The organism is Trichloromonas sp. (assembly GCF_034006665.1).
Classification (GTDB): Bacteria; Desulfobacterota; Desulfuromonadia; order Desulfuromonadales; family Trichloromonadaceae; genus Trichloromonas.
On sequence record NZ_JAVESI010000034.1, the window covers coordinates 13,508 to 38,688 of the forward strand.

Annotated in this window: 23 protein-coding genes and 1 pseudogene; 3 read left to right on the plus strand and 21 right to left on the minus strand. The window is 58.8% G+C overall.

Translation table 11 applies throughout. The annotated features are described in order from the left end of the window. Positions 1-78: 78 nt before the first annotated feature. The 11 genes from RBR25_RS12680 to RBR25_RS12730 form a co-directional block, all read right to left on the minus strand. Positions 79-852: an ATP-binding protein gene (locus RBR25_RS12680; protein WP_432819921.1), complete on the minus strand. Its 774-nt coding sequence runs from the start codon at positions 850-852 to the stop codon at positions 79-81. Positions 853-958: 106 nt separating this feature from the next. Then, positions 959-1,336: a nitrous oxide-stimulated promoter family protein gene (locus RBR25_RS12685; protein ID WP_432819922.1), complete on the minus strand. Its 378-nt coding sequence runs from the start codon at positions 1,334-1,336 to the stop codon at positions 959-961. A gap of 225 nt (positions 1,337-1,561) precedes the next feature. After that, positions 1,562-2,236, minus strand: a complete 675-nt coding sequence (locus tag RBR25_RS12690; protein WP_432819923.1) for a Crp/Fnr family transcriptional regulator — start codon at positions 2,234-2,236, stop codon at positions 1,562-1,564. Positions 2,237-2,317: 81 nt separating this feature from the next. Further along, entirely contained in the window at positions 2,318-3,076 is a 759-nt protein-coding gene (locus tag RBR25_RS12695; RefSeq protein WP_432819924.1) for a hypothetical protein, read from the minus strand. 42 nt (positions 3,077-3,118) lie between these two features. Further along, the gene (locus RBR25_RS12700; protein ID WP_432819925.1) at positions 3,119-4,498 is read right to left on the minus strand and encodes a hypothetical protein; all 1,380 of its coding nucleotides are present in this window, start codon (positions 4,496-4,498) and stop codon (positions 3,119-3,121) included. 180 nt (positions 4,499-4,678) lie between these two features. Beyond that, positions 4,679-5,329: a hypothetical protein gene (locus RBR25_RS12705; RefSeq protein ID WP_432819926.1), complete on the minus strand. Its 651-nt coding sequence runs from the start codon at positions 5,327-5,329 to the stop codon at positions 4,679-4,681. 113 nt (positions 5,330-5,442) lie between these two features. Next, positions 5,443-5,979, minus strand: a complete 537-nt coding sequence (locus RBR25_RS12710) for a hypothetical protein (protein ID WP_432819927.1) — start codon at positions 5,977-5,979, stop codon at positions 5,443-5,445. Positions 5,980-6,057: 78 nt separating this feature from the next. Then, on the minus strand, positions 6,058-7,263 hold the full coding sequence (locus tag RBR25_RS12715; protein ID WP_432819928.1) for an MFS transporter: 1,206 nt from the start codon (positions 7,261-7,263) through the stop codon (positions 6,058-6,060). Beyond that, the gene (gene rmuC, locus RBR25_RS12720; RefSeq protein ID WP_432819929.1) at positions 7,260-8,921 is read right to left on the minus strand and encodes a DNA recombination protein RmuC; all 1,662 of its coding nucleotides are present in this window, start codon (positions 8,919-8,921) and stop codon (positions 7,260-7,262) included. The genes RBR25_RS12715 and rmuC overlap by 4 nt, the downstream gene beginning before the upstream one ends. Before the next feature lie 4 nt (positions 8,922-8,925). Beyond that, positions 8,926-10,575, minus strand: a complete 1,650-nt coding sequence (locus RBR25_RS12725) for a putative manganese-dependent inorganic diphosphatase (protein ID WP_432819930.1) — start codon at positions 10,573-10,575, stop codon at positions 8,926-8,928. Positions 10,576-10,693: 118 nt separating this feature from the next. Further along, the gene (locus RBR25_RS12730; RefSeq protein ID WP_432819931.1) at positions 10,694-11,530 is read right to left on the minus strand and encodes a DUF3108 domain-containing protein; all 837 of its coding nucleotides are present in this window, start codon (positions 11,528-11,530) and stop codon (positions 10,694-10,696) included. Between the two features lie 257 nt (positions 11,531-11,787). Between RBR25_RS12730 and RBR25_RS12735 the strand changes: the two genes are divergently transcribed. From RBR25_RS12735 to RBR25_RS12745, 3 genes are all read left to right on the plus strand, one after another. Continuing rightward, the gene (locus RBR25_RS12735; RefSeq protein ID WP_432819932.1) at positions 11,788-12,006 is read left to right on the plus strand and encodes a ferredoxin; all 219 of its coding nucleotides are present in this window, start codon (positions 11,788-11,790) and stop codon (positions 12,004-12,006) included. A 21-nt stretch (positions 12,007-12,027) separates the two neighbouring features. Beyond that, positions 12,028-13,209, plus strand: a complete 1,182-nt coding sequence (locus RBR25_RS12740; RefSeq protein ID WP_432819933.1) for an MFS transporter — start codon at positions 12,028-12,030, stop codon at positions 13,207-13,209. Positions 13,210-13,318: 109 nt separating this feature from the next. After that, positions 13,319-13,567 carry a hypothetical protein gene (locus tag RBR25_RS12745; protein WP_432819934.1) on the plus strand — a complete coding sequence of 83 codons (249 nt, stop codon included), beginning with the start codon at positions 13,319-13,321 and terminating at the stop codon, positions 13,565-13,567. Positions 13,568-13,635: 68 nt separating this feature from the next. Here the strand turns inward: RBR25_RS12745 and RBR25_RS12750 are convergent, their stop codons facing one another. From RBR25_RS12750 to RBR25_RS12795, 10 genes and pseudogenes are all read right to left on the minus strand, one after another. Further along, positions 13,636-14,799 (minus strand): UDP-N-acetylglucosamine 4,6-dehydratase family protein, encoded by a 1,164-nt coding sequence (locus RBR25_RS12750; RefSeq protein ID WP_432819944.1) that lies wholly within the window; start codon positions 14,797-14,799, stop codon positions 13,636-13,638. A 90-nt stretch (positions 14,800-14,889) separates the two neighbouring features. Next, positions 14,890-15,552 (minus strand): annotated as a pseudogene (locus tag RBR25_RS12755) (nucleoside-diphosphate sugar epimerase/dehydratase); the annotation flags it as partial. Between the two features lie 41 nt (positions 15,553-15,593). Next, complete coding sequence (locus RBR25_RS12760; protein ID WP_432819935.1) at positions 15,594-17,039, minus strand: sugar transferase; 1,446 nt, start codon at positions 17,037-17,039, stop codon at positions 15,594-15,596. Next, positions 17,032-17,967 (minus strand): glycosyltransferase family 2 protein, encoded by a 936-nt coding sequence (locus RBR25_RS12765; protein ID WP_432819936.1) that lies wholly within the window; start codon positions 17,965-17,967, stop codon positions 17,032-17,034. Before RBR25_RS12765 ends, RBR25_RS12760 begins: the two co-directional genes overlap by 8 nt. Beyond that, positions 17,964-18,908 (minus strand): glycosyltransferase family 2 protein, encoded by a 945-nt coding sequence (locus RBR25_RS12770; RefSeq protein ID WP_432819937.1) that lies wholly within the window; start codon positions 18,906-18,908, stop codon positions 17,964-17,966. The genes RBR25_RS12765 and RBR25_RS12770 overlap by 4 nt, the downstream gene beginning before the upstream one ends. A gap of 117 nt (positions 18,909-19,025) precedes the next feature. Beyond that, positions 19,026-19,790 carry a SapC family protein gene (locus tag RBR25_RS12775; protein WP_432819938.1) on the minus strand — a complete coding sequence of 255 codons (765 nt, stop codon included), beginning with the start codon at positions 19,788-19,790 and terminating at the stop codon, positions 19,026-19,028. 44 nt (positions 19,791-19,834) lie between these two features. Next, complete coding sequence (locus RBR25_RS12780) at positions 19,835-20,335, minus strand: hypothetical protein (RefSeq protein WP_432819939.1); 501 nt, start codon at positions 20,333-20,335, stop codon at positions 19,835-19,837. A 156-nt stretch (positions 20,336-20,491) separates the two neighbouring features. Beyond that, entirely contained in the window at positions 20,492-21,376 is an 885-nt protein-coding gene (locus RBR25_RS12785) for a choice-of-anchor U domain-containing protein (protein WP_432819940.1), read from the minus strand. A gap of 18 nt (positions 21,377-21,394) precedes the next feature. Continuing rightward, the gene (locus RBR25_RS12790) at positions 21,395-23,590 is read right to left on the minus strand and encodes a M10 family metallopeptidase (RefSeq protein WP_432819941.1); all 2,196 of its coding nucleotides are present in this window, start codon (positions 23,588-23,590) and stop codon (positions 21,395-21,397) included. Between the two features lie 286 nt (positions 23,591-23,876). Next, a complete protein-coding gene (locus tag RBR25_RS12795; protein WP_432819942.1) occupies positions 23,877-24,947 on the minus strand; it encodes a methyltransferase regulatory domain-containing protein in 1,071 nt (356 codons plus the stop codon). Between the last annotated feature and the right edge of the window lie 234 nt (positions 24,948-25,181).

Sequence of the window (25,181 nt, forward strand, 5' to 3'; positions counted from 1 at the left end):
GAAAGGGAGGAAAATCACGGAAAAAACGGCAGCCGGGATGAGTTCCGGCCGCCGTCGCAATCACGTCTTGAAAATAGGCTATTTGCGCTCTCCCTGAATGCCGATGCGGATCGTCTCCAGGGGAATCTCCTTGCCGCAGGCGGCCAGGGCCTGGCGGACGATGGCGATGAGCCCGGAACAGCAGGGAACCTCCATGTGCAAAACGGTGAGGGAGCGGATGTCGTTTCCCTGAAGCATGGCGGTCAGCTTCTGCAGATAGGCCTGGCCGTCGTCAAGTTTCGGGCAGCCGATAAGCAGCGCCTTATCCTTGAGAAAATCCTTGTGGAAATCGGCATAGGCAAAGGGGACGCAGTCGGCAGCCAGGAGCAGGTCGGCATCCTTGAGAAAAGGAGCAGTCGGCGGCACCAGATGCATCTGTACCGGCCATTGCCGCAGTTGTGAGGGGCGACTGCCTGCCTCGTTGCTGACGGCGTCCTGGCCGGCGAAACGCTTCACCTGGACCGAGGGACAACCGCCGCCGTGACCGGCGGGAACCGCGAAGCTGCGCACCTGGGCCGACGGGCAACCGCTATGACCATGGCTATGTCCGTGGGCAGAAACCGAAGGCGCGGCGAACTTTTCCAGATGTTCTTCCACCGCCGCCTCGTCGAATTCGTCGGCATCCCGGCGCTCGATGGTGATGGCGCCCATGGGGCAGTGGCCGAGGCAGGCGCCGAGACCGTCGCAAAGGTTGTCGGCCACCAGTTTGGCCTTGCCGTTAATGATCTGAATTGCTCCTTCGGCGCAACCGGGAACGCAGTCACCGCAACCGTTGCACTTCTCTTCATCGATTCTCACGATTTCGGGGATCATATGTTTACTCCTGTATGGGGTTGGTTTTCCTGATTCGCTGGATGATGGAACCACTCTACAGGCGATCCGCAAGGCCGTCCTTGACTGGTATCAAGTCTTTTCCGCCTCAGAAAAAATAATGCCAAAGCAGATCGAGACGCCCGCGCAAAATCAGATACTTGCCCGAAAACCGCATGATTTCCCGTACCTTTTCGCGATGGCCAGGCTTGTAGCAATGGACCGGGCAGTGTTTGCAGACCGGCTTGGGATCGAGGGGGCAGCGAACCCGCCGTTCGATGGCGTAGGCGAGAAAATCCCGACACTCGGCGCAGAGGGGATATCGCTCCAGGCGCAACGCCGCCAATGCGGGACGCGTATCTAGCAAAGGCGCTTTCTCCTCTCGATGGTGGACGCGGCAATAGACGCTGGTGAACTGGGCCAGCACTCGCAGATCCTTGATTTCCCTGGCGGTCAATCCGCCGCTTTGCTCCTTGCCTTTTGCCATTTTCGCACCTCGTCTGCGTGAACGAACTTTCTCCGTTCACCTGTCACGTCAGTCTCTTGGAGCTCGTCCCCCCTGACAAGGGGGGATTGAGGGGGGTTGGTTTCAGCTTTGACACTGTAATACCCCGAAATTCTCTCGACGGCTTTGATGGGAATCAAATTTGCGAAAACAAAAAAGACCTCCGAACGGAAGCCTCTTTCTTTCATTAAAGCAACTACTTATCGGTTATTCTTTGAAGCTTAAAGAGAGGTCTTCAAGGCGGTCGCGGTCGAGGAGTTTGATGACTTTGCCGCGCACGACAATGAGATCCTCGTCCGTCAATTTGCGAAGGGTGCGGGAGAGGGTTTCGCTCACCGTGCCGAGCCTGGAGGCGAGCTGGGATTTGGAAATGGGCAACTCGACCTGTTTCCCTTCGTCCCCGGCCAGATCGAGGAGATAGCGAGCGAGGCGGGCGGGAACATCCTTGAAGGTCAGCTCTTCGATCTGATTGGCGAACTGGCGCAGAAAGCAGGACAGGCCGGAGATCATGTCGATGGCCAGTTGTGAATCGGCACGCAAGAGGTCGAGAAACTCCCTTTTCGGGAAGAAGATCAACTGGGACACCTCCAGAGGCTGGGCATAGGCGGGATAGGTGCCGCTGCCGAAGATCGCCGCCTCGGCAAAGGTGCTACCGGGATGGACGATATGGAGAATGCGCTCCTTTCCTTCGGGAGAAAGCTTGAAGACCTTAACCTTGCCGGTGCCGACGACAAAAAAACCGGCGGCGATTTCACCGTCGGAAAAAAGCAACTCCCCCTTGGCGGCCTCCCGGACTTTACTGATCGTGAGCAGGTGGTCGAGATCGTCGTTGGTGACTCCGGCGAAGAGGGGGCAGCACTTGATAGCGTCACGTATGTTCATGAAAAACTTTCTAAAAAACAGGGGGTTAAGTAAAAAAATATCCGCCCGCGCCCTGTCGCGCGGGCGGACGGCAATGAAGTTCTATTTACGCTGGTCGATCTGCTGCACACACTTCTGCACCAGCCGCTGGGTGATGTTGTCGAGGGTGATCCCCTGTCCCTGATCGCCGGAAACGCCGAGAATGCTCATCCCCTTTTTGCCGACTTCCATCTTCTCCTCGAAATAACCGGTGGCGACCTGGCCGGTGGTGGCGGCATCGACAATCTTGTAACGCATCCCCACCAGCCAGACGCCGGCGGTGTCACCCATCTGAACCGAGGAACTGGCCACCTCGCTCACATAGCCGCCGGTGCCGCCGACCAGGGCGCCGACGATGTTGCCGACAGTGGAGCCGTCGAAACCGCTGCCGGCTTTGGCGACCTGTTCGGCTTTCAGGATATCGAAGGTGATGAACCAGTTGGTCGATTGAAACTTGCCCCGGCGGAAGGTCTTGAGGGCATTGGGGTCGCCCATGTTGACGGCCAGGGTGATTTCATTGAGCATCGGCCCCAGATCGGTCCGCTCCAGAACTTGGAAGTTGGCGTTACCCAGTTCCAGTTCAGCGAAATCGGCGATGTTGTTTTCGTTGATCTGCTGGCGGAAGGTGGCGTTCTGGCTCTTGATGAGGCCCGGCAAGACAATGACCTTGGGCCCCACCCGCCCGGAGTTGGCGTAGGTGACCGGTTGATAGGTCATCAGGTCGGCGCGGGCATTGGCGGTACCGCCGGCGTTCATCATTTCGACACAGCCGGTGAGGGGCAGACAGAGCAGCAGAACGGCGAGGGCGAGAAGTCGTGACATGGAGCCTCCTTGTTGAGTGCGATGGGAAAAATTCCGTAACCGTCAAAAACCGGCCGCCGCCTTGGCGGCGCCGCCGGCGGCGGTAGGCTTGGCTTCGAGTCTGGCGCTGAGATCCGGCGCCAGTTTGCGGATCTTCTCGCGGGTCGAATCATCCTTGACCAAAGCGTCGAAACGTCCGGGCGCGGCTTCATAGAGAGATGCCGGGGGAAACTTGTTGAAGGCGTCAGCGACCTGTTCCGTCGAACCGGCCGCTTTGAAGCGCACGCTCACCGTATCCCCCTTGGCCGATTCGATGGCGAAGGCCTTCGTCTTGAATTTCTCGTTGAGGGGACCGATCAGCGAGGTGTTGACGCTCTGGGCGAAATTCTCCCGGGAACCGCTGTAATCGACCTCAAAGAGCGAGGCCTTGCCCGCCTGGAAATCGCGGAATTCCAGATTGAGTACATGGCGCAGGCCAAGCAGCTCTTTTTTGAGGAGATTGCCGGTATCGTAATCGGGCAGACCGTGTACGTGCAACTGAAAGATACGCGAGGGGCTGAGCAGGTGCTGCTCGAAGAAATCCTTGTTGAACTCGGCGGCGATCAGGGCGCCGATGTCGGCCAGGGCGACATCCTCATCGTTCCAGCTTTTCTTCTGCGGCACTTGGTTGTTGAAATAGATCTCCTCGCCGGTCAGCACATTGAGACATTTGACTGTCCAGGAAGTCAGTACATATTTGGAAATCTTCAGGCCTGAGGCCGCCAGGCGAACGGTATTCTTCTTGAACTTGGCCTCGCCGCTGATGGCGAAATCAGACTGGGCATCCTTGACGTTCCCCGACTCGGGCTCGGACCAGACCCGGTAGCCAAAGGCGGAAATCCCCTTTTTCAGAATATTCTCGGCGATCTCCGAGCGCTCGGGGAGAACGTCCGAGCCGCGCTCGGCGTCCTTGACCCGCACCGCCACGGAAATGCGGGGGTTGCCCTGCTCCTTAATCAGGGAAACGCGCTGAGTGCGAGACATTTCCTTGAGGCTTTCCTGAATATCGGAGAGATAGACTTCGGCCTTGAGCAGGATGTGCATGAAGCCGTCCTCGCCCTTCCAGGGGTCGCTCTCTTTGATGACCTGCTTGATCAATCCCTGGGATTGGGTCAGCACCTTGTCTTCGATCAAGGCGAAGTTTTCCACCAGGGTCGAACTCTCCACAAGGGTGCCGACAGCCTTTTCGATCACCTGCCGGCGGGCGTCGGCGCGCAGGTCGTCGATCAGCAACCCCTTGTCGTTCCGGTAGATGGCGGCATCGGGGTCGGCCAGGCCTTCCGCCGAAACAACGATGGTTTTCGCCGCCGCTTTTTCCCCCTTGGCCGGCTTGTTTGCCGCCAGGGCGGCACTGAAACAGAGACAGCAGGAGAGAATCGACAGCAGAAAGATCAATTTCTTCATAGCACCTCCAGTATCCCTTTGGGATGGGCATAAGCTTTCATCAGATAACGGAATACGCGGCTGTCCTAAAATGCCCAGATGTAAGGCGCCCGAAATTCGAGGAGTGAGGCGTACCTATAAGGGACGTCGCAACAACGAGAATGAGGGCAACGCCGCAGATGGGCGTCTTTCATCAGCCGGCTAGCGACCCTGCCGGCAATAATCGTTGTAGAGCTGGGCCAGCATCCGGTCAGCCTTCTCCCGGGTCAGTTGCAGCGCCGTTTGCAGGGTATCGTTGGCGACATAGGAATCGGCCGTCGCCAAGACCGAGGAAATGACCCGTCCCTTGCGGTCGAGCAGGGTCAGGGTCAGGGTCAGGAAGACTTCGTCGATGTCGAGAATCGGATTGCGCCGGTCGCTGACGGCGATCAGGCCACGCAGCAGAAAGCGGGCCTGCAAGCGCCCGGCGGCGGAAATGGCGGCATCCATGTCGTTGTTGAGAAAGGCGGTGCGCTCGGCGTCGGCGACCTGGGCGTCGATCTCCTTCTGGGTGCAGGTCTTCAGCCCAAGACCGCGCAGGCGGCTGTTGATCTCGTCGAAGAGCGGACCGTCGTTGGTGCGACGTGCGCGCCCCTGCCCCGACCGCTCCTCGCCGATGAGAACGGCGATGCGCTGCCCCTTAAGTTTCGAGGAACAGTCGACGCTGAGCAACTCGCCGACGGCGCGGCGCTCCTCGGCGACCTGGGCCGCTTCCTCTTGCGCCTGCTGCTGTTCATAACCGCTGAAGGTGAACCCGGAGGCCCACAGAGGACCGGCCGAAACCAGCCAGAGCAGAAAAACCAGGCGCATCATGAAAACCTCCCGGGGAGAAGAAAAATCAACCAGCCACGAAACCCGTTAGGCTCCAGAGTAAAGCAGCCAGGGGATTGAAATCAATGGGTAAAAATTAACGGATGAAGAAACTCTCAGTCTTGCGCCGGCTCCCGCTTGCGCGCGACCACCACCTGACGCAGGGTCGTCAGAATTTCTCCCCCGGAGAGTCCGGGCGCATTCTTCTTCATCTGGCCGAGAAAGAGCTGGGCCAGATAGAAAGCGTCTTCGGGCGGAATCGGCACTGCCTTGACCTGCCGTCCCCGGGCAAAGACGCGCATGAAGAGCTTGTCCCCCTGATCCTCAAGAGAAAAACCTTTGCTGTTGTCCTCGCCGTGGTTCCGGTATTCGCAACGCGGCAGCCAGCCGAAGAGTACCGCCGTGGCGATCGGTACTTCGTCGCGGGTGAGCTGCACGCGGATCTTTTTCCCCCAGTCGTACTGCCTGGGGCCGGTGGCGTCCGCCGCCTCGATGCAGATGGTGTGGATGCCGAAGCGGGTCTCATCCGGTTCGAAACAGAGAGCGGCCTTGGCGCCGTAGACATGCCGGGTCAAACGGAGCCGGCCTTCGCCGTGGGCATCCGCAGACAGGGATGAAGCCGGTTCCGAGGGAGTGGTGGGGGATTGGGTCATTTTTTCCTCCTGAGGTCATTGAAAGATGCTTTAGCAAAAGCATCACGTTGGATGCCGTCGGATTGGGCAATACCCAGATCACGGAACCGGCGCCACCTGCGTTGCCCGGCGCCCATAGACCAGAAGAGGCAGGATCAGCAGCGCGGCGCAAAAATAAGGGAGATGGGGATGCCATTGGTAGAGACTGGTGCCGAGCACCGGCCCGAGGACGAAGCCCGCCGCCGGACAGGCGGAAACCAGTCCTCCCACCGCCCCCTGCTCCCGGGCTCCGACTGCCAGTGACGCCCCGGCGGTGAAGCCGGGGGAGATCAGTCCCAGGGCCAGGCCATGCAGGCCGAGACAGACGACCAGCCAGGGGATGCTGCCGGCGAAGGGCAAAGCCACCAGCCCCGCCAGCAGGACCGGCAAACCCAGGTTCATCAGCCGCCGGGGAGTCATGCCGGCGCGGCGCACCAGTACCGATTGGGAGAAGAGGGACATGACCGAGGAAACCATCATCCCGAAACCGAGGGCCTGGGCGGTAGCCCGGCCGTCAAGGACGAAGCGGTCCTGCAGATAGAAGCCGACAGTCTGGCTCATCATCGAAAAGGCGAGAAAGGTCACGAAGCCGATAAGAATGTAGGGAAAGTAGCGACGGTCGAAGAGCGCCAGCCGGAGCTGGTCGCCGCTCGCGGGTTCCACTCGGGGCGGCTCGCGCAGGACTGCCGCCAGCAGCAGGGTCGCCAGCAGGGTGATCCCGGCGGCGATATACATCGGCGCCAAAAGGCCGAGGGCGACGAGCAACCCGCTTAAGGCCGGTCCCAGAATCGCCCCCAGGGTGCGGGCCGCGCCGAGTCGGCCCATCCCCGCTACCCGCGCCTCGGCGCTGGTGATATCGGCCATGTAGGCCGAAGCGGCGCTGGGCGCCGCCGACATGAGCAAAGCCATGAGCACCCGGGAAAGAATCGCCAGTAAAAAGAGGGGAAGCCCCACCAGCAGGCCTCGCTGCCCGAAGAGGAAGACCGTGGCAAAGAGAGCGCAGCCGACGGCGTAGCCGAACTGGCCGATGAGCAGCACCGGTCGGCGTCCCCAGCGGTCGCAGGTGCGGCCCCAGACCGGACTGGCCAAGGTGAAAGCGAGGGACGAGCAGGTGATGATCACGCCGATGCGCACCTCACTCAGTCCCACCTCCCGGCCCAGCGGAGCCAGCAGGGCGAAGGTCATCGATTGGCCGATGCCGACGCCGAGGACGCTGAAGAGAACCAGCCGGGTCGCCAGACTCTCGCGCCGCTCCTCACATCTCACTCCCCACTCTCCCCCGGATCATCCAGCCCCAAGAGCGGCCCGGCCTCTTCCTCGGGCAGCCGCCCGACGGCGCGCAGGGTGCGATCGATGGCCCGCCGCCGCACCGCCACCCCGTCGATGCTGCGGGTCGCCTCGTGCAGTTTCTTCTGAACCTTGTCGAGAACCTCACCGTATCTTCCGAATTCGGTCTTGACCGCTTCCAGCACCCGCCAGACCTCGCCGGAGCGTTTCTGGATGGCGAGGGTGCGGAAGCCCATCTGCAGGGCGTTGAGGGTGGCGGCCAGGGTCGTCGGCCCGGCCAGGGTGACGCGGCAGTCCCGCTGCAACTGCTCGGCGAGGCCGGGACGGCGGAGGATTTCGGCGTAGAGCCCTTCGGTGGGGAGAAAGAGGATGGCAAAATCGGTAGTGTGGGGAGGATGCAGATATTTGTCGCGGATGTCGCGGGCACAGGCACGGATGCGGCTCTCCAGCTGCCGCGCCGCCTCCTCCACCGCCGCCCCGTCGCCGAGTTCGGCGGCGGCGGTCAGACGCCCGTAATCCTCCAAAGGAAACTTAGCGTCGATGGGGAGCAGCACCTCGGGCTCCCCATCCCCCTTGCCGGGCAGGCGGATGGCGTACTCGACCCGTTCGGAACTTCCCGGCTGCGTCGGGGTATTGGTCAAATATTGGTCCGGAGTCAGCAGCTGTTCGAGGAGGCTCCCCAACTGCACCTCCCCCCAGGTGCCCCGGGTCTTAACGTTGCTCAGCACCCGTTTGAGATCCCCCACCCCGCTCGCCAGGCTCTGCATCTCGCCGAGCCCCTTATGCACGAGCTCCAGCCGCTCACTGACCAGGCGGAAGGATTCGCCGAGACGCTTCTCCAGCGTCCCCTGCAACTGTTCGTCCACTGTCTTGCGGATCGTCTCCAGCTTCTCGGCATTGTCGGCGCGCAGGCTGTCGAGACGCCGCTCCACGGTCAGGCGCAGGGATTCCTGCGCCTGCTCCTGACGCTGAGTAAGCCGGGCCAATTCCTCGGCCAGCTGCGTCAGCCGCTCCCGCTGGCTCTCCCCGAGACGGCCGAGGCTGGAGATCAGACCATCGCCAAGGCTTTTCAGACTGCCCTGGACCTCTTCACGCAGAGCACGGTCACTCTGCGCCGCCTGCCCTTTCAGTTCCGTCAGGTGGATTTCGACCGACTGCCGCAGATCCTTGTGGCGCAGATCGAGACCGGCGCGGGTTTCGCTCATCCCCTCTTTCAACGCCGCAGCCATCCCCTCGACCCGCTGGTCGATGCGCCGCACCCCGTCGTCCAGGCGTTCGGCAAAAAGCTGCAGCTGGGCTTTCTGCAAGGTCTGCATTTCGGCCATGGTGCGCAGTACCGAATCCTGGAAACCCCGCAGCAAGCCGCCCACTTCCTCACGTAACGCCTTGCCGGCAGCATTGGCTTCATCGCGCCCGCGCACTCCTTCCTCGCGGAGAACGCGCTCCAGGCGCTCGTCGTCAGCGGCGAGCCGGGATAACCGGCTTTCCAGTTCTCCCTGCACCACCAGCCACTGCCGACGCTGCCGCCGCAGAAGCGCCAAGACAATCAACAGGATGATCAGACCCAGCAGGCCAAGCAGCACGGCGGTTGCCGCCAGATGCCAGAGGGGGAGGATGTCGGGGAGCTCAGCCCACATGGGCCTAGGCCTCCAGCACCCGCAGCAGATGGGGAACGAGCTGCTTCTTGCGGGAGAGTACCCCTTTGAGCTCGTAGAGGTTCTCTTCCAGTTGCGGATAGCCGACCACGTAGGGGAATTCCTTGCCTCCCAAAGCCAGAAGCAGACTGGTTTCTTGAACAATGTCGGTAACCAGCAACCCGGCGGTATCGAGGTGGCGTTCCTCCTTGAGCTTGGCCAGTTCCGCCGCGAGTTCCTCTTTCATGGCCTGGAATTCGTGGAAGCTGACCACCTCGACCTGACCAACGCCGAAGGAACGCGCTCCCGCCTGGTATTCCTTGAAATCGGCAAGCAGCAGATGGCGCAGGGACGGGTAGGAACGCAGGGCGCTACCGGAAGCGAAAAGCTTACGACCGTACTCCTGGGGATCGAGGCCGGAGAGCTCGGCGAGCCAGGCGGCGAAATCACGGTCGATGACGGTCGTCGTCGGCGAACGGAGAATGACCGTATCGGAAAGGAGGCCGGAGAGCATCAATCCGGCGGTGGCGGCATCGGGAGTGATCCCCGCCTGCCGGTAGAGGCCGGCGACGACCGTGCAGGTGCTGCCCAGAGGCTGGTTGATGAAGCGGATCGGCTGATCGGTATGGAAATTCCCCAGGCGATGATGATCGACGACCTCGGTGATTTCCACCTTGTCGGCACCGGGAACCGCCTGGGAGAGTTCATTATGATCGACCAGCACCAGCTTGATCGGCGAGGGCGTGAGCAGTGTGCTTTTGGTCGCCACCGCCGCCACCCGCCCCTCGTTGTCGAGCACCACGGCACCGGGGTCGCTGCTGTGCAACAGCTTCAGACGCAGATCGTCGAGGCGGTCGGAGAGACCGACGCAGGGGAAGTCTTTGCCGATGAGACAACTCACCGGCGTGGAAAGGCGGGTCAGCCAGGTACTGGTGGCGGTATCAAAAGGGGTGGAGAGGATGGTCACACCGTTTTTTCGCCCCGTCGCGATGATGTCGTCGGCGATAGGCAGGCTGCCGGTGACAACCAGCACCCGCACCCCGGCGTCGACCCCGACCCGCTGGATCGATTCGCGGTCGCCGGTGATGAGAACGATGCGCCGGGCATCGAGGGGCGCGATCTTGTCGCGAAAGGTTCCCGTCGCCATGGCGCCGACGTAAAGGTCGAGATCCTCCACCTTTTGTTCATCCACCAGATGCACCGGCGTCGCCTGGAGACACTGACGGATGGAATCGGGAGAGGTCGTCACCCGGCGGATTTCCGCTTCGCGTCTCGGCACCAGGAACTTTTCCGAAACCTTTTTCAGCACCAAAAGCCCCAAGGCCCGCCGGTCGTCGTCGGTCACCGGCAGCAGACGGATGTTATGGGCGTGAAAGAGTTCGAGAGCCTCGGACAGGGGCGCATTGCCGGCGATGGTCACAACCTCGTCGCGGATGACGTCGCGCACGCGAGGGTAGACATCGAGGAGCAGCTTCGGCCGAGGCATCTGCAGGGTGTCGAGGACAAATTCGGTCTGCCGGTTGAGATCCCCGGCCCGCGCCGGCTCGACGTTGGCCAACCCTTGCAGGGCGCGCAGCCGGGCATAGGCGATGGCGCTGCAAATCGAGTCGGTATCGGGATTTTTATGGCCGATGACATAGGTAATGCCACGTTTCATGATGAATCCTCGCGATGATTTGACAATCGGATAAAGAGCCTCCCCCCTTGAAAAGGGGGGAATGTGGGCATGGACTTATCGAGGCGCTCCCTGCCCCCCTTTTGTCAAGGAGAAGGGTTCAGCGGACCGTTGTCGTCGCTTCCGAAGGCGGTCCTTCGCTGCCGTAGACCGTTCCCATGCCGATCACATTCTCGACGATACCGCGCTCCGGGCGCAGGGCACGGTCGAAGCCGATGTAGAGAATGCCGTCCTTCGTTTCAAAGACCTCGGGATCGACGCGAACCTTGACCAGGGTGGCGGTTTTGGAAAAGAACTCTTTCTCCGGCCACTTCTCCTCAGGCAGCACTTCCGCCTCAATCCAGCCGACTCCCTTTTTAGCCAGGGCGAGAATGCGATAGGTTTTCCCGGGGGTCAATGGCCCGTAAACCCCGGACTGGAAATTGAAAAAGGCGGTGAGGATATCGGCCGGAGGGGTACCGGCAATGGGCAGCACGGTCGCCTCGCCAGGTGTGCCGTTACGGGTGCGGGTATAACTCACCTGCCCCTTTTCGTGATCGTAAAGATAGCGTTTGCCGCGATCCTTGCGTTTGTCTTTCGGTCCCTTGATAATGCGGGACTCGTAGGACAAGGGGCGCAAGTAGCCGTCGGGAGAGATCTCCATCAGCGCCTCGTAGCGCTGCACCCGGTCGGAAGTCAACCAGGCCGCCACCCCCAGCGTGCGAGCTTCGAGCAGCGCCCGGTAGGTACCGGGACGGGGCCCCGGGGAGACCGCAAGTTGCCCTTCGGCAAGGCGGTCGAACCAGAGAAAAGCGATATCGTAGACCAGTTCTTTCCCCACCCAGGCATCGATGGACATCTTCGGCGCCGTCTCCACCGGCTCCGCGGCACTGGCAACCGCACCGCCGCCGACCAAAACCGACAACAGCCACAAGCCAAACCAGCCAAGATATTTCATACACAACCCTCCCTTGAAATCCACTTTTCCGAAAAGCTTCACACCACGGAGAAAAAGCAGAGCCTCAGGATCTGGCATCAATCCGTGATCTCCGTGTCCCGTGGTCATCGACAGACTTTTTTCAACTTGATTGGCGAAAAGGAAAGTTTACCCGGCGAAATGGATGAAGTCGAGTCATGAATTGCGCCTTGTTTCCGGCTGACAAGACCGGACAAAGCTGCTAGCATGCGCTCCAAATTCACCAGGAGGTCCCATCCATGTCCCGAATCCCCGTCGTCGATCAGGAATGCTGCATCGGCTGCGAAGTCTGCGTTCATCTCTGCCCGGAAGTCTTCCGCATGGAAGGCGAAGAGGGCCACGATCATGACCACGGCGCGCACAAATCAGTCGTCTACAATCCCACCGGAGCCCCGGAAAGCAAGATCGAACTGGCCATGGACAGTTGTCCGGCGGCCTGCATCTACTGGCAGGACTGAGCTTTCCCCCGACGCACCATCTTGAGCAATATCGGCAAGCTCTACACCTTTTCCTTCCTCAAGATGACCCTCTTTCCCATGGCGGTCATCACTCTCTTCTGGAAGGATCACATCGGCCTCTCTCTCACCGAGATTCTGCTCTTGCAGGGGCTCTTCTCGGTGGCGACGCTGCTCATGGAATATCCTTCGGGATATGTCAGCGACCGCCTCGGCTACCGCTTTTCCCTCCATCTCGCCTCGCTGCTCGGCGTCATTGGCTGGGGGGTCTACACCCAGGCCGACAGCTTCGCCGGGGTGCTCATCGCCGAAATGCTCCTCGGCGTCTCCTTCGCCTTCATCAGCGGTTCCGACAGCGCCCTGCTCTTCGAAACCCTGAAGCAAGCGGGACAGGAAGAGCACTATGCTCGCCACGACGGGCGCATGACCGGCGCCGCCCAACTCGGTGAAGCCTGCGGCGCCCTCGGCGCCGGGCTCATGTACGCCGCGGCCCCCCTGCTCCCCTTTTTCGCCCAGATCGGCGTCTGGCTGCTGGCCCTGCTCATCAGCCGTTCCCTCAAGGAGACACCCGTCGAACACGCGCCCCTGCCCCATTCCCACCTGACCGAAGCGGTGCAGATCGGCCGCGAGGCGCTTCTCGACAACCGCCATCTGCGCTATACGATCCTCCTCTCCACCCTCCTCGGCCTCGCCTCTTTTTTCCCGGTCTGGCTGATCCAGCCGACCATGCAGCAAAACGGTGTGCCCCTCGCCTGGTTCGGGCCGATCTGGGCGCTGGCCAATCTTACCGTGGCCCTGACCTCGCTGCTCAGCCAGCGAGCCTTTTTTCTCTTGGGGGAACGGGGGCTCTCCATCGTCTTCCTGCTGCTGGTCGTGGCGGGTTATGCCGGGCTCGGCTGGTTCGAGGTCTGGTGGGGGTTCGTCTTCTACTTCCTGATCACCGCCATGCGCGGCCTGCAGGGGCCGCGGCTGCGCCATCATCTGCAACAAGCCAGCCGCAGGAACAACCGAGCGAGTATTCTCTCGCTGAAATCCCTCCTCTTCCGGCTCTGCTTCGTCCTCGGCGGCCCCTTGGTCGGCCTCGGTGCCGACACCCTCGGGCTGCATCCCACCTTCCTGCTCTTGGGCGCCGCCTTTGCCCTGAGCCTGCCGCCGCTCCTCTACCTCTTCCTGACCACCCTCCCCGGTCGACCGGATGCCCAATGAATCTCACGCGCAATAAGGATTAGAGTATATTTATTTTAAGCATTGTTCCCACTTCGCCAAACGGTTATAAAAAAACGTATACGGTATCCGCTGACGAGGAGGAGCGAATATGCATTATGAAGTTCCCAACAGCGCCCATCGCCATCTGGGGATCGGCGCCTGGGTGGAAATCATCGAAGCCTACGACCTGCGGGCAGAAACCAACGCCATCCACGTCGCCGCCATGCGCGTCGGCAACCGCACCATCGCCTGCGGCGACAGAAACAAACCCCTCGACAAGCCCCTGCGCCCCCACGAAGGACAGATCATCACCATCGAAAAACAGCCGGACCGAACCCTGTTTCAGATCCATCTGTAAAGACCCAAAAGGGGCGATCCAACCGATCGCCCCTCGCAAAATCATCCTCAGACCCTCCCTCGCCGCCTTCAGGCCCCCTCACCACCCCTCTTTATTAGAATCAAATTAGGCTTCGCTTTCCCGTGCGCCGAATTCGCCGGCTTGAATTCGGGCACCATCTCTTGCAACTTGGCAACGACCCCGTCGAGGTCCATGGCGCGCGCCAATTGATAAAGTTCTTCGATCTGGCGAAGCAATACCGCCTCATCGCACTCAGCCGCCTTGGCCACCATGATTTTTTCATGACAGGTCGGCTGCACCCCCTCCCCGTCCAGCAGCAACTCCTCGTAAAGCTTCTCGCCGGGACGCAAGCCGGTGAAGGTGATTTCGATATCCTCATAGGGGCGATAGCCGGAAAGCTGGATCAGCTCCTCGGCCAGTTTGACGATCTTCACCGGTTCGCCCATGTCGAGGAGGAAAATTTCTCCGCCCTTACCCATGGACCCGGCCTGCAGCACCAGTTGGCTCGCCTCGGGAATGGTCATGAAAAAACGGGTCACTTCGGGATGGGTCACCGTCACCGGTCCGCCCTTGGCGATCTGCTCCTTGAAGATGGGGATAACGCTCCCGTTGCTGCCCAGAACGTTGCCGAAGCGTACCGTCACGAAATTTGTTCGGCTGCGCTTCGCCAGGGCCTGAACGTAGAGCTCCGCCGCCCTTTTGCTGGCCCCCATGACGTTGGTGGGATTGACGGCCTTGTCCGTGGAAATCATGACAAAGCGCTCGACCCCGAAACGATGGGCGACATCGGCGAGAATCCGGGTGCCGCGCACATTGTTGTTGGCCGCTTCAGCAGGGTTGCACTCCATCATCGGTACATGCTTGTAGGCCGCCGCATGAAAGACCACCTCGGGGAGGAATTCATCGAAGATCGCCTCGACCCGAGCCTTGAAACGGATATCGCCGATGATCGGCACAATCGGAACCGTCGGGAAAGCCGCGCGCAACTCACTTTCGATAAAAAACAGAGGCGTTTCCGCGTTTTCAAACAGAACCAGTTTTTTGGGTTGGAACCTGGCAATCTGACGGGATATTTCGCCTCCGATCGACCCTCCGGCCCCGGTCACCAGTACCCGCTTGCCCTGAAGGTAATGAGCGATTCTGGCCCAGTCGAGACGTACTGGTTCTCGACCGAGCAGGTCTTCAAGTTCCACATCCTTGACCTGTTGAATGCTGACCTGACCATGAATCATCTGACCCACACTCGGCAGAGTCTTGCAAATGACTCCGGTGTCGCGACAGAGTTGGACAATCCGGCGCAGTTCACCACCGGAAGCCGACGGGATAGCGATAACGATTTCATCAACCCCTTTTTCCTGACAGATGCGCCCCACCCGTTTTATCTTTCCAAGAACTGGAAAGCCCTGAAATTTCTGTTTTCGCTTATGCGAATCGTCATCGACAAAACCGACCATTTCCAGGTGCAAGGCAGGGTTCGTCCGGATTTCACGAGCGATCATCTGCCCCGCATCCCCGGCACCAACGACGAGGATGCGCTTACGTGGCAGTCGATTGCGAGAAGGCATGGGCAGGTAGTGTTCGCGAAAAGCCCGAGTGACGAACCGCACCCCACCCATAAACATGAAACAGAAAATCCAGTCGAGAACAAGGACAGATCGCGGGATATCCCCGCCCCGGAAAAGAAGGAATGCATAAAGAAGAAAGAAGAGCGAAGCGATGATGTTCGCCTTGACAATCACCATCAAATCGGACATGGAGACATATCGCCACCAGCCGCGAAAGAGGTCATAAAACCAAAAAACCCCAAGTTTGATCAGAAGGAGCGCCGGAAGCAATGTAAAAAAACGAGAAAGATACGGCTCTGGAATCCGGAAATCAAAACGCAAAGCAAGCGATACCCAGAAAGAGCAGACAACAATCGCCAACTGCAAAATGATAATCAGAACGATTCTGCTTCTATATAAAAACCGATCCATAGTTACCATCTTCCTCTGGCACAAAAAATTCAGTACAGCAAAAATCGCACTCAACCACGGATCCGGTCACCAGAACCTTCTCCGAAAACCGTCCGCAAAATATATGTAAAATATTTTCCCAAAGTAAATTCCGCAATCATCCGGGCGTCGGTTTCGGCCAGCAACTCGGGAGTCGACATGTCAATGCCGCGGATCTGCGCCAAACCGGTAATCCCCGGTCTTACCGCATAGACTCCCCGCTTTTCCCGTTCATCGATCAACTCCTGCTGGTTGTAGAGACAGGGGCGCGGGCCAACGAAACTCATTTCCCCCTTAAGAACATTCCAGAGTTGAGGCAACTCATCGAGCTTGGTTCGGCGCAGAAAACGCCCCACAGGGGTAACGGCCGAAGCGCCGGCCAGATGGGTAGCCACCGACGCCGTACCAGGACACATCGTACGGAATTTTACCAGAATAAAGGGCCCCTGACGACGCCCGACACGCTCCTGAAAAAAGATGGGGGAACCGGTATCGAAAAAGCCGAGCAAGGCAACCGTCAACAACAAAGGAAATCCGACGATCAGCCCGAATAGCGCGAAGAGAATATCAAAGAAGCGGGTAAGAACAAACACCATAGGCCACTCTTTTCCTATAAACGCCACATCTTGCGGCTTGAGGATAAACGATCGCGGCGAAAAACCAAATTCACTGGTCGCCGGGTCATGGTCGAAAACCAGATCCTCATTCATCCGTCGCGCCATGGCCGGGGACCAATGACGGAAACGCGGGAAGAGACGGAGGAAAGCGACTCCCAGATCGAAGGCGAAGAGGGGAACGGAAAGAAGGCGGGGACGATGACCGAGGGCGTGGAAAACCCGGGTGACCATATCCCGATAGGACAAGGTCTCGCCGCCGGAGATGTTGTAGGCCCGATTCGACACAGCGGAAGCATTCAGAGCCAAGAGGCAGGCCTCCGCGACATTCTCTCCATGAATCGGCTGACGCAGGCCCCGGGCCGCGCCGAAGAGAGGGAAAAAACCGAAGCGCCGGACAAAGCGGGCAATCTCGGCGATATTCTTGTCGCGGCCGCGGCCATAGATCAGCGTCGGGCGCAGAATGACCCACTCGATGCCCCGGCTTTCGGCCCATTCACGCAACGCGCGCTCCCCTTCCGCCAGACGAGCGGCAACGGCCGTTTCCCGGGGATCCGCGGACTGCTTCTTGGAGAAGAGGCTGGTCGAGGAGAGCGCGACGATCCGACGGACACCGTGGGCTTCAAGAAAAGAGAAATGCTCCGGCAAAACCCAGACCGGAGCAACGCAGATCCACTCGGCAATCGAAGTCGCGGGCAACCCCGGATCAAGGCGTCGCCAGTCGACGCCGCCCAATGCGGATCCAACACCGGCCTGGCGCGAGAAAGCAACGGGGCGGCGACCGCCCTTTAGCAACAAGTCAAGGACATAGCCCCCGACCAGGCTACTCGCCCCCAATACTCCGACCGGCACGGACTTATCCACGCTCCCCCCCGACACGACGAAATCCCCGGCGAACACCATGCCTTGCGGCAACCAGAACAAAGCGCAACCACACCCCGACAATGATCAGACCCATCAGCCCCGAGGGATAGTCATCACGAAAGAACTTGCGATAAAAACGGAGCATCCCCTTGTGTTTGTGCCATTCGACAAAGATCGGTCGACTGCGGCTACAGGCGCCATGGGCATGAACGACCGGGGCATCGGGAACGAACAGGATATTCCAGCCGTTGCGGCGGAAACGCAAACACCAGTCCAGATCCTCACAATGCAGGAAATAGCCCTCATCCCATTCACCCACGTCGGCAATCGCCGCACGCCGAACCAGCATGCAAGCGCCGCTGATGGCTTCCACCTCGATCGGGCCGGCGGGAAGGGGTTGCCGGTGCAGGTTGAAATCCTCGAACCATTGGGGCCAACGGTTGGCGAAGCGGGTCAAACCGAAAGCCGCAACAAACGAGCGCCAGGGCGTCGGGATGGCCCGTCGTCCGCCGGCCTGCGCGCTGCCATCGGGATTGACCAGCAAACCGCCGACCATTCCCACGGACGGATCGGATTGCAGAACCTCTAAAAGTCGGGAGACGCAGCCGGACGACAGATGACAATCGGGGTTGAGAAAAAAAATGTGGTCTTCTTGAGCATGACGGAGCCCGATATTACAGGCGGCGGAGAAGCCGAGATTGGCGGGATTACGTATAATTTTGATTCGAGATTCGGATGCAAACAGCCTCTGTATGCGCTCGATGCTGCCGTCTTCAGACGCATTATCAACGACGATAACTTCAGCGGCCTGCTCAAGAGTTGATTGCAGACATTCGCGCAAAAAGTCCCCGGCATTATAATTGATAATTACAGCCGAAACAGGGTTCGGAAAAGAAATCTTCTCTTCGGACGCGCCATTGACCGTCATTGTCTTCCCCATCCCTTATCCAAGGCCCGCCAGATGTGACGAGTGGAAACAACCCGATCCCGCTGAATCAGCCGCCGTTTCTCCCACATTTTCGGCAAACCGCGCAAGGCATCGCGTTTCGCCCGGAAAACCGTCGGCCCTTTGCCCCGCCAGGCAAAAATCGCCAAGGTGACAAGATTAAGAAGCAGATGCAGGGGCAAACAAGACCAGAACAGCACCCCCGGCATATTTTTCACATAAGTCCAGATCAGATTGCGATGCCCATGGTACAGGGCGAAGTCGCTTTGGCCGCCCCCCGTCGTCGCCGAACCGACGTGATGAACCACGGAGGAAGGGACGAGCAGGGCCTTGTAACCTAACAATCGCAAACGAAAACCGAGATCCACATCCTCGACATAGCAGAAAAAATCCTCGTCGAAACCACCCACACGAAGAAAGGCGTCGGCGCGATACAAGGCCGCCGCCGCGCAAGGGGAAAAAATTTCCCGAGGCTCTCGCGCCCCCTCGGAAACCGGGCGGCCATGCCCCGAACGCCACACCAACCCACTGATATGATACACATCCCCCTCTCCATCCAGAAGATGAGGAACCCCGGCGATTACCTGCCTGCTGCCGAACATCACGAAATCCGGATGGGCTTGCGCCGTTTCAACCAGTTGCTCCAGCCAATCCGGCTCGGGAAAAGCATCGGGGTTGAGTAGCGCTATCCATTCGCAGGAAGTCAACGCCCTCAGCGCCCGATTATTTCCCCCCGCGAAACCCAGATTGATAGAACTCTGAACGAGCGAAATCCAGGGATAACGGGTCGCAAAATTTTCGGGAAGAGGCAGTGTACTCGCGTTATCGATCACGACCACCTGAAAATTTCGCCAGGTCTGCTTTCCCAGGTGATCCAGACAGCGCCGAAGCACCTCCCAGGAGTTGTAATTGACAATAATCACACAACAGCAAGGCATCCGAAAAAAACATCCCCTCTGCTAAACCGTTATTTCTTCAATAAAAATCCCCCTTGACCGCCGCGACCAAGGGGGACTGGGGGGGCAGGGTCAACCCCGGTGCTAGAATTTGAAAGTATCCGGCAAGGACAGTTCATCTTTTTTGTGCGAGGATTTCGAGACTTTCGGCGCGGGCTTACCCAGGCGCCGCCCCAAATCCCCCAAAGCATTAAGGGAGAAGAGATGGGCATAGATCAACGGCAAAAAGCCTTTGGTACGCAGGGCCAAAAAATCTTCCTCACTTAAAGCATTCAACCGTTTTTCGTCGATCCGCTGCAACCCTTCAATTTTTTGTTTCTTGTCCTCACTGATTTTCAGTTCGATATTCAGAGGCTGCAGAAGGGACAACCGCTTCACCTCGGCACTAAATGCCATGCTGGAATTGGCGGCCCGTTGATATTCGGTAACGAAAGCCAATGCCTTTTTGAGGGTTTCGGACGCTTCGCCATTGTCTTCGAAAAGCGGGGCTCCCTTCTTCTCGGAAATCAGCCCGCTGTCTTCATCGACACAAAGGATGTAGTCCTCGCGATCCCGTGCCTTGGCAAAAATAAAGGGATAGCGCCTCAATATCGCCGGAACGTAATCTGCCAGCCAGCGACCGTTGGCATCCACGAAAAGATTCTGCTGATTCAGCAGCCCAAACAACGCAAAAAGACCGACCTCTCCGTTCTGTTCGATAAAAGCTAAAGGAAAGTGACGGGAAGCGATGGCGATTTCCGAAGCAACAACTGGGGCGCTATTGATCTTTTTCGCGAAAGCATATGAGGTCAGCGGCTGGATTTTTTTCCCGGCATGGGTTTCAACCGAAATAGGAACAATATTGGCCATTCATGAACTCCTTATTTTTTCTTGGAAAGAAGTGGAATAAGCGATCAATTTAACGTCATTTTATCCAGTGTACCTCCCGTTGCTTCGGCCCAGCTGAAATCGACCGACTGCCGCATCCAGTCCGGCCAGTAATCGAGGGGCCAGTCTGCTTGGCAGGTTTGCCGGAAAACCAGATTGAGCCATTGGCGCAACTCCGTCAGACTCATCGAAAACCGCATCCGCCCACCGCTATCAGCCCATAGGAAGATCAGAGTCACCCCTTGGGGATGGAACCGCACATTCACCGACTCGACCAAAGCCTGAGGTGTTTCCCGTCCGACGGTCACGGTACTCGAAGCTGCCTTTTTCCGAAGGGCTAGATCCTGTTCCCAGGTCTGCAAGACCCCTTGTGAAACCGGTTGCTCAAGGCGTGAACGCGATGCTTGCGGCTGTTCCTGGTGAGGGAGTGAAGCGACCTGTCCCAAGAGATGCTCTGCCAGCCGCCGGGTCAGCCGAGCGGTGAGCCAGAGCGCCAATCGCTTGCCGTTCTCATCCTCTACGGCCATTCGCAAGCGATCCTGCGCGGCATGATACACAATCGTCAGTTTTTTGGCTACAAACATGGCGTCACGGCCCAAAGATCGAAGTAAAAACGAAACTCTCACCCGGAACGACTATCGGAAACCGGATGAGAGCCTCTGAATCATGAGTATTTCGGAAGATCAGGCCCCTTCGCCCACGACCTCTGGCGGCACTCCGGTTAGGCACAGCTCCCGGGGCCGCAGGAAATCCCCGTCGACAAGAGCGTCGCTCATCTGCTGCCCCGAGCCGTAGTTCCGACACTGGAAAATCTCGGTCGACTCCAGCATCGCCGCAAGATCTTCCAGGCTCGCCCCGGCTTCCACGATCACCTCGAAATCGACGAGAAAATCCTGCCCCGACGCAGCCTGCAACAGGGCTTGGCAAAGATGCAAAATCCCTTCCCCGGTTTCGGAAAATCCCTCGCCGAAGCAGTAGCCCGAAATCCCTTCGTTGACGATGATGCCGTTGACCTCACCGCCGGCATCGAACTCTCCGCCGTCCTCGAACAGGATATCCAGACAGATCCGATCCGGATTGCGCACCATGCCCCTCTCCTCGTCCGCATACGCCAGATTGACCCATTCCCCTGCGTCGTTTTGGGTCCCATACCCGTTAACCGGCAGGTTGTCGTCGACATACAGGCTGAGGAGATCGGAGGCTGCGATGGCTGTCGCCCCCACGACAAAACGGAGCGCACCCAAGGGAAGATCCAGCGTATCGGGAAGATCGACCGTGATTTCCAACTCCTCGACATCTGCGTCATCGTCCGACTCACCACCGTCGTTGGCCATGAAACAGAATTCCAGGGAATAAAAAGACTCGTCATCGGATTCCAGGACCTGCCGCACTTCATGACGCAGCGCATGACACCCCGGCCCGTCGCCGGTGGCCACCTCCGCAGCGGTCAAAGGGCCATACGGCAGCCGGTATTCTCCAAGGTGGCCCTGCAGAGAAAAAGAAAAAGTCGAGATCATGGCGTCGTTGACAGTCAGGGCGTCCATCCTTTCCTGGGTGAAGTTCGGCATAGGTGTCCTCACGGCAGATCAGGTTCCCAAAGCAACGGTCGTGCCGTCCGCAAACACGAGTTGCTCAACCTGAGTCAGGGATGCGGCAAAATAGGTACCCAGCAGGAGAATGCTGCCATCGGCCCGGGAAACCATGTCGATCTCGGCAGCGTTGTCGCCGATTTCGACGGTATCGAAGCCCGCTCCCCCATCGACCTGGTCGAACCCACCATAAAGCAGGGAAACCAGATCGTCACCGGCCCCACAAGATAACCGATTGTCGACCATGTTGTCCACAATCTCGTCGTCGGCGGCGCCGGTTGCAGCATTTTCGATATAAACCCCAGGCAGAATAGCAATATTGTTTTCTCCCGTATAAAACTCATGGCCGTTTTCGCCGTAAACATCCGAAACCCAATCTTCCAACCCCCAACCACGATTTGCATGCAGCCACTCGACCGTCAACGCTTCTTGCGTGGCGAGATCGCGCACATCGCCGGAAGAAAAAAGCCCGCCGGAAAGATTGAGATAAGATGACCCCGTCGCCGCCGAAAGGTCGAGGGTATCCGTCCCTCCTGCATCCCAGATGGTCAGATAAGCGTAATCGTAGAAATCGAGGGTATAGACGTCATCCCCCGTGCGTGTTTCGGTGTTGGCCCCATAAAAGCTTTGTAACGCCATAACGTCGTAGAGGGAATAATCGGTGTGATAGGCCGAAGTGACTTCCGGAAAGGCCATCTTCACCCTGAAATAGCCGTCTTCGTAAAAGAAGTATGGGACGACATTGCGGCCCCGGGTATAGGACATGAGCGTGTGATCGAAGTTGTCCTGCTCGGTCGGCAGAACATCGGGATATTCAAAGGGATGTTTGAGGCCGAAGGCGTGACCGATTTCATGAAACACATCCTGATAGCCCGAATCCCCGGGATCGAAATTGCCGTCGGCACGCAAGTCGTTACTGAGGAAGACATCCCCGGCATAGCTGTCGGAACCGGGGTAGAAAGCAAATCCGACCACGTTGGGATCGGCGATATCGACCAGGTTGAAGCGCAACACCCCGGACGTTCCGGAAACTTCGCGGAAGCTCAAAGGCGTGAGCTCGGCGATGGAATCGAGGGCCTCGACGACGATGGCCCGCTCGGCGCTGTTGAGCGGCTGCCAGCCGCTGATCAGGTCACGGCTACCGTCATAGACATAATACTCGGAAGGGATTGAGGTATTGAAACTGTAAGTCAGGGCCGAATTCGACCAATAATCCCCCGAAGCCAGCGATTTCACTGCCAGAGAGCCGGCGTTATTCACCACATCGACCACCGCCTCGCGACTGAAGGCCTGCGCCCGCGATTCGGCATCGGCGGAGACCGCCGTAACGCTCAGCTCATACCCGACAGGCAGCCCCCCCCCCTCGACGGCATCGGCCACCACATAAAAAACGCCGTCGGCATCGAGATGAAAGTTCAAGCGCTCACCGTCGCCGTTGCCCGACAGATTGTAAGACAACAAGAAATTTCCCGCCGCATCATGAAAGCGGATGGCGGCCGCGCCGGAATCGATCCCTACTTCGGCGGCATAGTCCGCGCCGCCGGCAAGGCTGATGCGATACCAGTCCTCGTCGCCGGCGAACTGGAGTTGCCCCCGAGCGGGACTTCCCACAGAAAAGTCGCCGATCAGCGCCTCGTCACCGGCGACACAAGCCACGCCACCGTCGAAAATCGCCCGATGCAGACTCACCGAATTTGGGTCGGCGGAAACCTCGGCCGTCACCGCCTGCAAACCCTCCAAGGTAAGGCAGGAACCTTGCTTGTCGACGGCGTAATAACGGGAAACCTCGACGCGCTGGTTGAATCGGGTGGCAGCCGTCCCCCAGTTCACATCCTCTTCCGAAACGACACCGAGCAGGGAGGAAAGAGTGTAGATCAGGTCGGCGCGACTCGAACCGTCGGCCAGCAGATCGAGTCCGGCGGAAACCGCCGCCTGTTTATTGCCCAGCGAAGCGGTATCGCCGACCAGATTATCGACCAGCCGAGTACAGAAAACGCTGTCGGAAAGGGACGGGCTGTACATGAAATCCCGAAAAACGTCCGTTTGCGCCAGAGCGTTGGCCAATTCGCGAACACTGGCGCCGGTCGCGATGAAATTGAGGGATTCGTTATAGAAATAGCTGCCCGGCGAGGCGTTGAACATCCCTAGAAAAAGTTGGATGATTTCGGTTTTTTGCACATCAGTCACGGTCATCGTCACCTCCCGTCATAGCGTCGGATTAAATACAAATTATAACACAAAACCCCTAAGAAATTGGGAGAATACGCCAAGCCTCCCATACCGGATCACTCCGCTGACATTATTGCGAGACCAGGTTCAATCGGACGTCGGACAAGTTTTTCGAAATGAGGGGGTTAAAGCAACACGGGTCGCATAGGTTGCCGCAATCTGCCGGTAACGGACCGATGTTCATGGCGTCATTTCCGGTCAACGACCCCTCTTCCCTTTTTTCCTGTTGGCGCTCTATGAATGCCGCAGGCTAGGCCACCTGCAGCGCCTTGAGAATCGGTAACCGCTTGTCGGCAAACTCGGTGGCCTGGGTGGTCAATTCAGCCAGATTTTCTTCGGGGGTTTCCAGGGGTTTGCCTTCTTTAAGCAGTCGTTGATTTTGCACGGCGAGAATGTTCCACACGAAACCGGCCCATTCCTGCGGCTGTTTGTGCCCTTGCTGTCTGGCGAGCAGGAAGAGCTGGTGGAAGCGCGGCACGTTCACACCGCCGCCGGTAACCGGGCCGGCAAGATAGCTGAGTTCGTTGCTGCTGCGAGCCTTGAGCATCAGATGAGTGTTGAGGCGTTCAGAGCGCTTTTTTACTTTAACAATAGCCGCTTCGTCTTGAGCGGCGAGCAGGACACCGGCACCGCTGAGGACCATCGCCGCTTGGACGATCTGGGCAAAGCTGATGCCCTTCGGCTGTAGGGCCTGTTCCAGTTGGGCAAGGGATCGGGCTTTGTGGTCGGCAAGTTGGTCCAGAAGTGGTGCGTAGACGGCTTCCTGCAGGGTGGCTTCGCCCAGGCTGCCGTTGACCTTGAGGTTGACCTCCGCGCGGGACTGGACGAGGATGACACGCTGACTGCGCAGTTCTTCGGCCTGCTCCAGGGCGCTGAGCTGACGGGCGCCCTTGACCCAGTAGTCCTTGCGAAATTGCTGGTTAACGCAGAAGTCGCGGGTGGTCTGACGAAACATCGGGTCGGGAATGCCGGCCAGCAGGTTCTGCTGCTCGGCAGTGAGGTTCACCGCGTCGATGGCGTCGAGGTAGTTGGCGGAACAGGCCCATTGCAGTTTGGCCGGAGCGAGCCACAGGGCCATTTTGGCGAAGGCCATCGGCTGCCAGTCGCGATTGAAATACTCGTGAGCGACGTAGTGGCGGTTTTGTTCCTTGATCTTCTGGATACGTTCAGCGATCTGCGGGTTGGCGCGGGCGTAGGCCGGGTTGGCGGCGAGCAGCTGATCGGCGAAAGAGAGGGCGCTGTCAATGCGGCTGAGGATACCGGCACCGTCTGATCCGAGCACTTCGGCGTGCTCGGTAAGCAGATCACGCATTGGCACCATGGCAGCCCAACCGGGTTGGGTGTTGTAGCTGACGTAGAGGACACCGCCGACCTTGAGTTTGCGCCGGATGAAGTCGACGATGACGGCGCGGTTCTCATCTGAAATCCACCTGAATCCGTAAGATCACAATCAGAAGAATTTCAGCGAATGCAGATAAGCTATTGATTTTCTTTGTTATTTATGCTACCATCTAGCCCGTCGAAAACTCACTTGGCGGGTGAATTTTATGAAACG

What these genes read in the sequence shown, in the direction of transcription:
- RBR25_RS12750 (WP_432819944.1), bottom strand. Translation starts at nt 14,799, where the DNA reads ATGATTCATGGTCAGGTCAGCATTCAACAGGTCAAGGATGTGGAACTT.
- RBR25_RS12775 (WP_432819938.1), bottom strand. Translation starts at nt 19,790, where the DNA reads ATGGCCAATATTGTTCCTATTTCGGTTGAAACCCATGCCGGGAAAAAA.
- RBR25_RS12690 (WP_432819923.1), bottom strand. Translation starts at nt 2,236, where the DNA reads ATGAACATACGTGACGCTATCAAGTGCTGCCCCCTCTTCGCCGGAGTC.
- RBR25_RS12745 (WP_432819934.1), top strand. Translation starts at nt 13,319, where the DNA reads ATGCATTATGAAGTTCCCAACAGCGCCCATCGCCATCTGGGGATCGGC.
- RBR25_RS12785 (WP_432819940.1), bottom strand. Translation starts at nt 21,376, where the DNA reads ATGCCGAACTTCACCCAGGAAAGGATGGACGCCCTGACTGTCAACGAC.
- RBR25_RS12780 (WP_432819939.1), bottom strand. Translation starts at nt 20,335, where the DNA reads ATGGCCGTAGAGGATGAGAACGGCAAGCGATTGGCGCTCTGGCTCACC.
- RBR25_RS12700 (WP_432819925.1), bottom strand. Translation starts at nt 4,498, where the DNA reads ATGAAGAAATTGATCTTTCTGCTGTCGATTCTCTCCTGCTGTCTCTGT.
- RBR25_RS12710 (WP_432819927.1), bottom strand. Translation starts at nt 5,979, where the DNA reads ATGACCCAATCCCCCACCACTCCCTCGGAACCGGCTTCATCCCTGTCT.
- RBR25_RS12735 (WP_432819932.1), top strand. Translation starts at nt 11,788, where the DNA reads ATGTCCCGAATCCCCGTCGTCGATCAGGAATGCTGCATCGGCTGCGAA.
- RBR25_RS12680 (WP_432819921.1), bottom strand. Translation starts at nt 852, where the DNA reads ATGATCCCCGAAATCGTGAGAATCGATGAAGAGAAGTGCAACGGTTGC.
- RBR25_RS12685 (WP_432819922.1), bottom strand. Translation starts at nt 1,336, where the DNA reads ATGGCAAAAGGCAAGGAGCAAAGCGGCGGATTGACCGCCAGGGAAATC.
- RBR25_RS12790 (WP_432819941.1), bottom strand. Translation starts at nt 23,590, where the DNA reads ATGACCGTGACTGATGTGCAAAAAACCGAAATCATCCAACTTTTTCTA.
- RBR25_RS12765 (WP_432819936.1), bottom strand. Translation starts at nt 17,967, where the DNA reads ATGACGGTCAATGGCGCGTCCGAAGAGAAGATTTCTTTTCCGAACCCT.
- RBR25_RS12730 (WP_432819931.1), bottom strand. Translation starts at nt 11,530, where the DNA reads ATGAAATATCTTGGCTGGTTTGGCTTGTGGCTGTTGTCGGTTTTGGTC.
- rmuC (WP_432819929.1), bottom strand. Translation starts at nt 8,921, where the DNA reads ATGTGGGCTGAGCTCCCCGACATCCTCCCCCTCTGGCATCTGGCGGCA.
- RBR25_RS12695 (WP_432819924.1), bottom strand. Translation starts at nt 3,076, where the DNA reads ATGTCACGACTTCTCGCCCTCGCCGTTCTGCTGCTCTGTCTGCCCCTC.
- RBR25_RS12725 (WP_432819930.1), bottom strand. Translation starts at nt 10,575, where the DNA reads ATGAAACGTGGCATTACCTATGTCATCGGCCATAAAAATCCCGATACC.
- RBR25_RS12705 (WP_432819926.1), bottom strand. Translation starts at nt 5,329, where the DNA reads ATGATGCGCCTGGTTTTTCTGCTCTGGCTGGTTTCGGCCGGTCCTCTG.
- RBR25_RS12795 (WP_432819942.1), bottom strand. Translation starts at nt 24,947, where the DNA reads ATGGTGCCAATGCGTGATCTGCTTACCGAGCACGCCGAAGTGCTCGGA.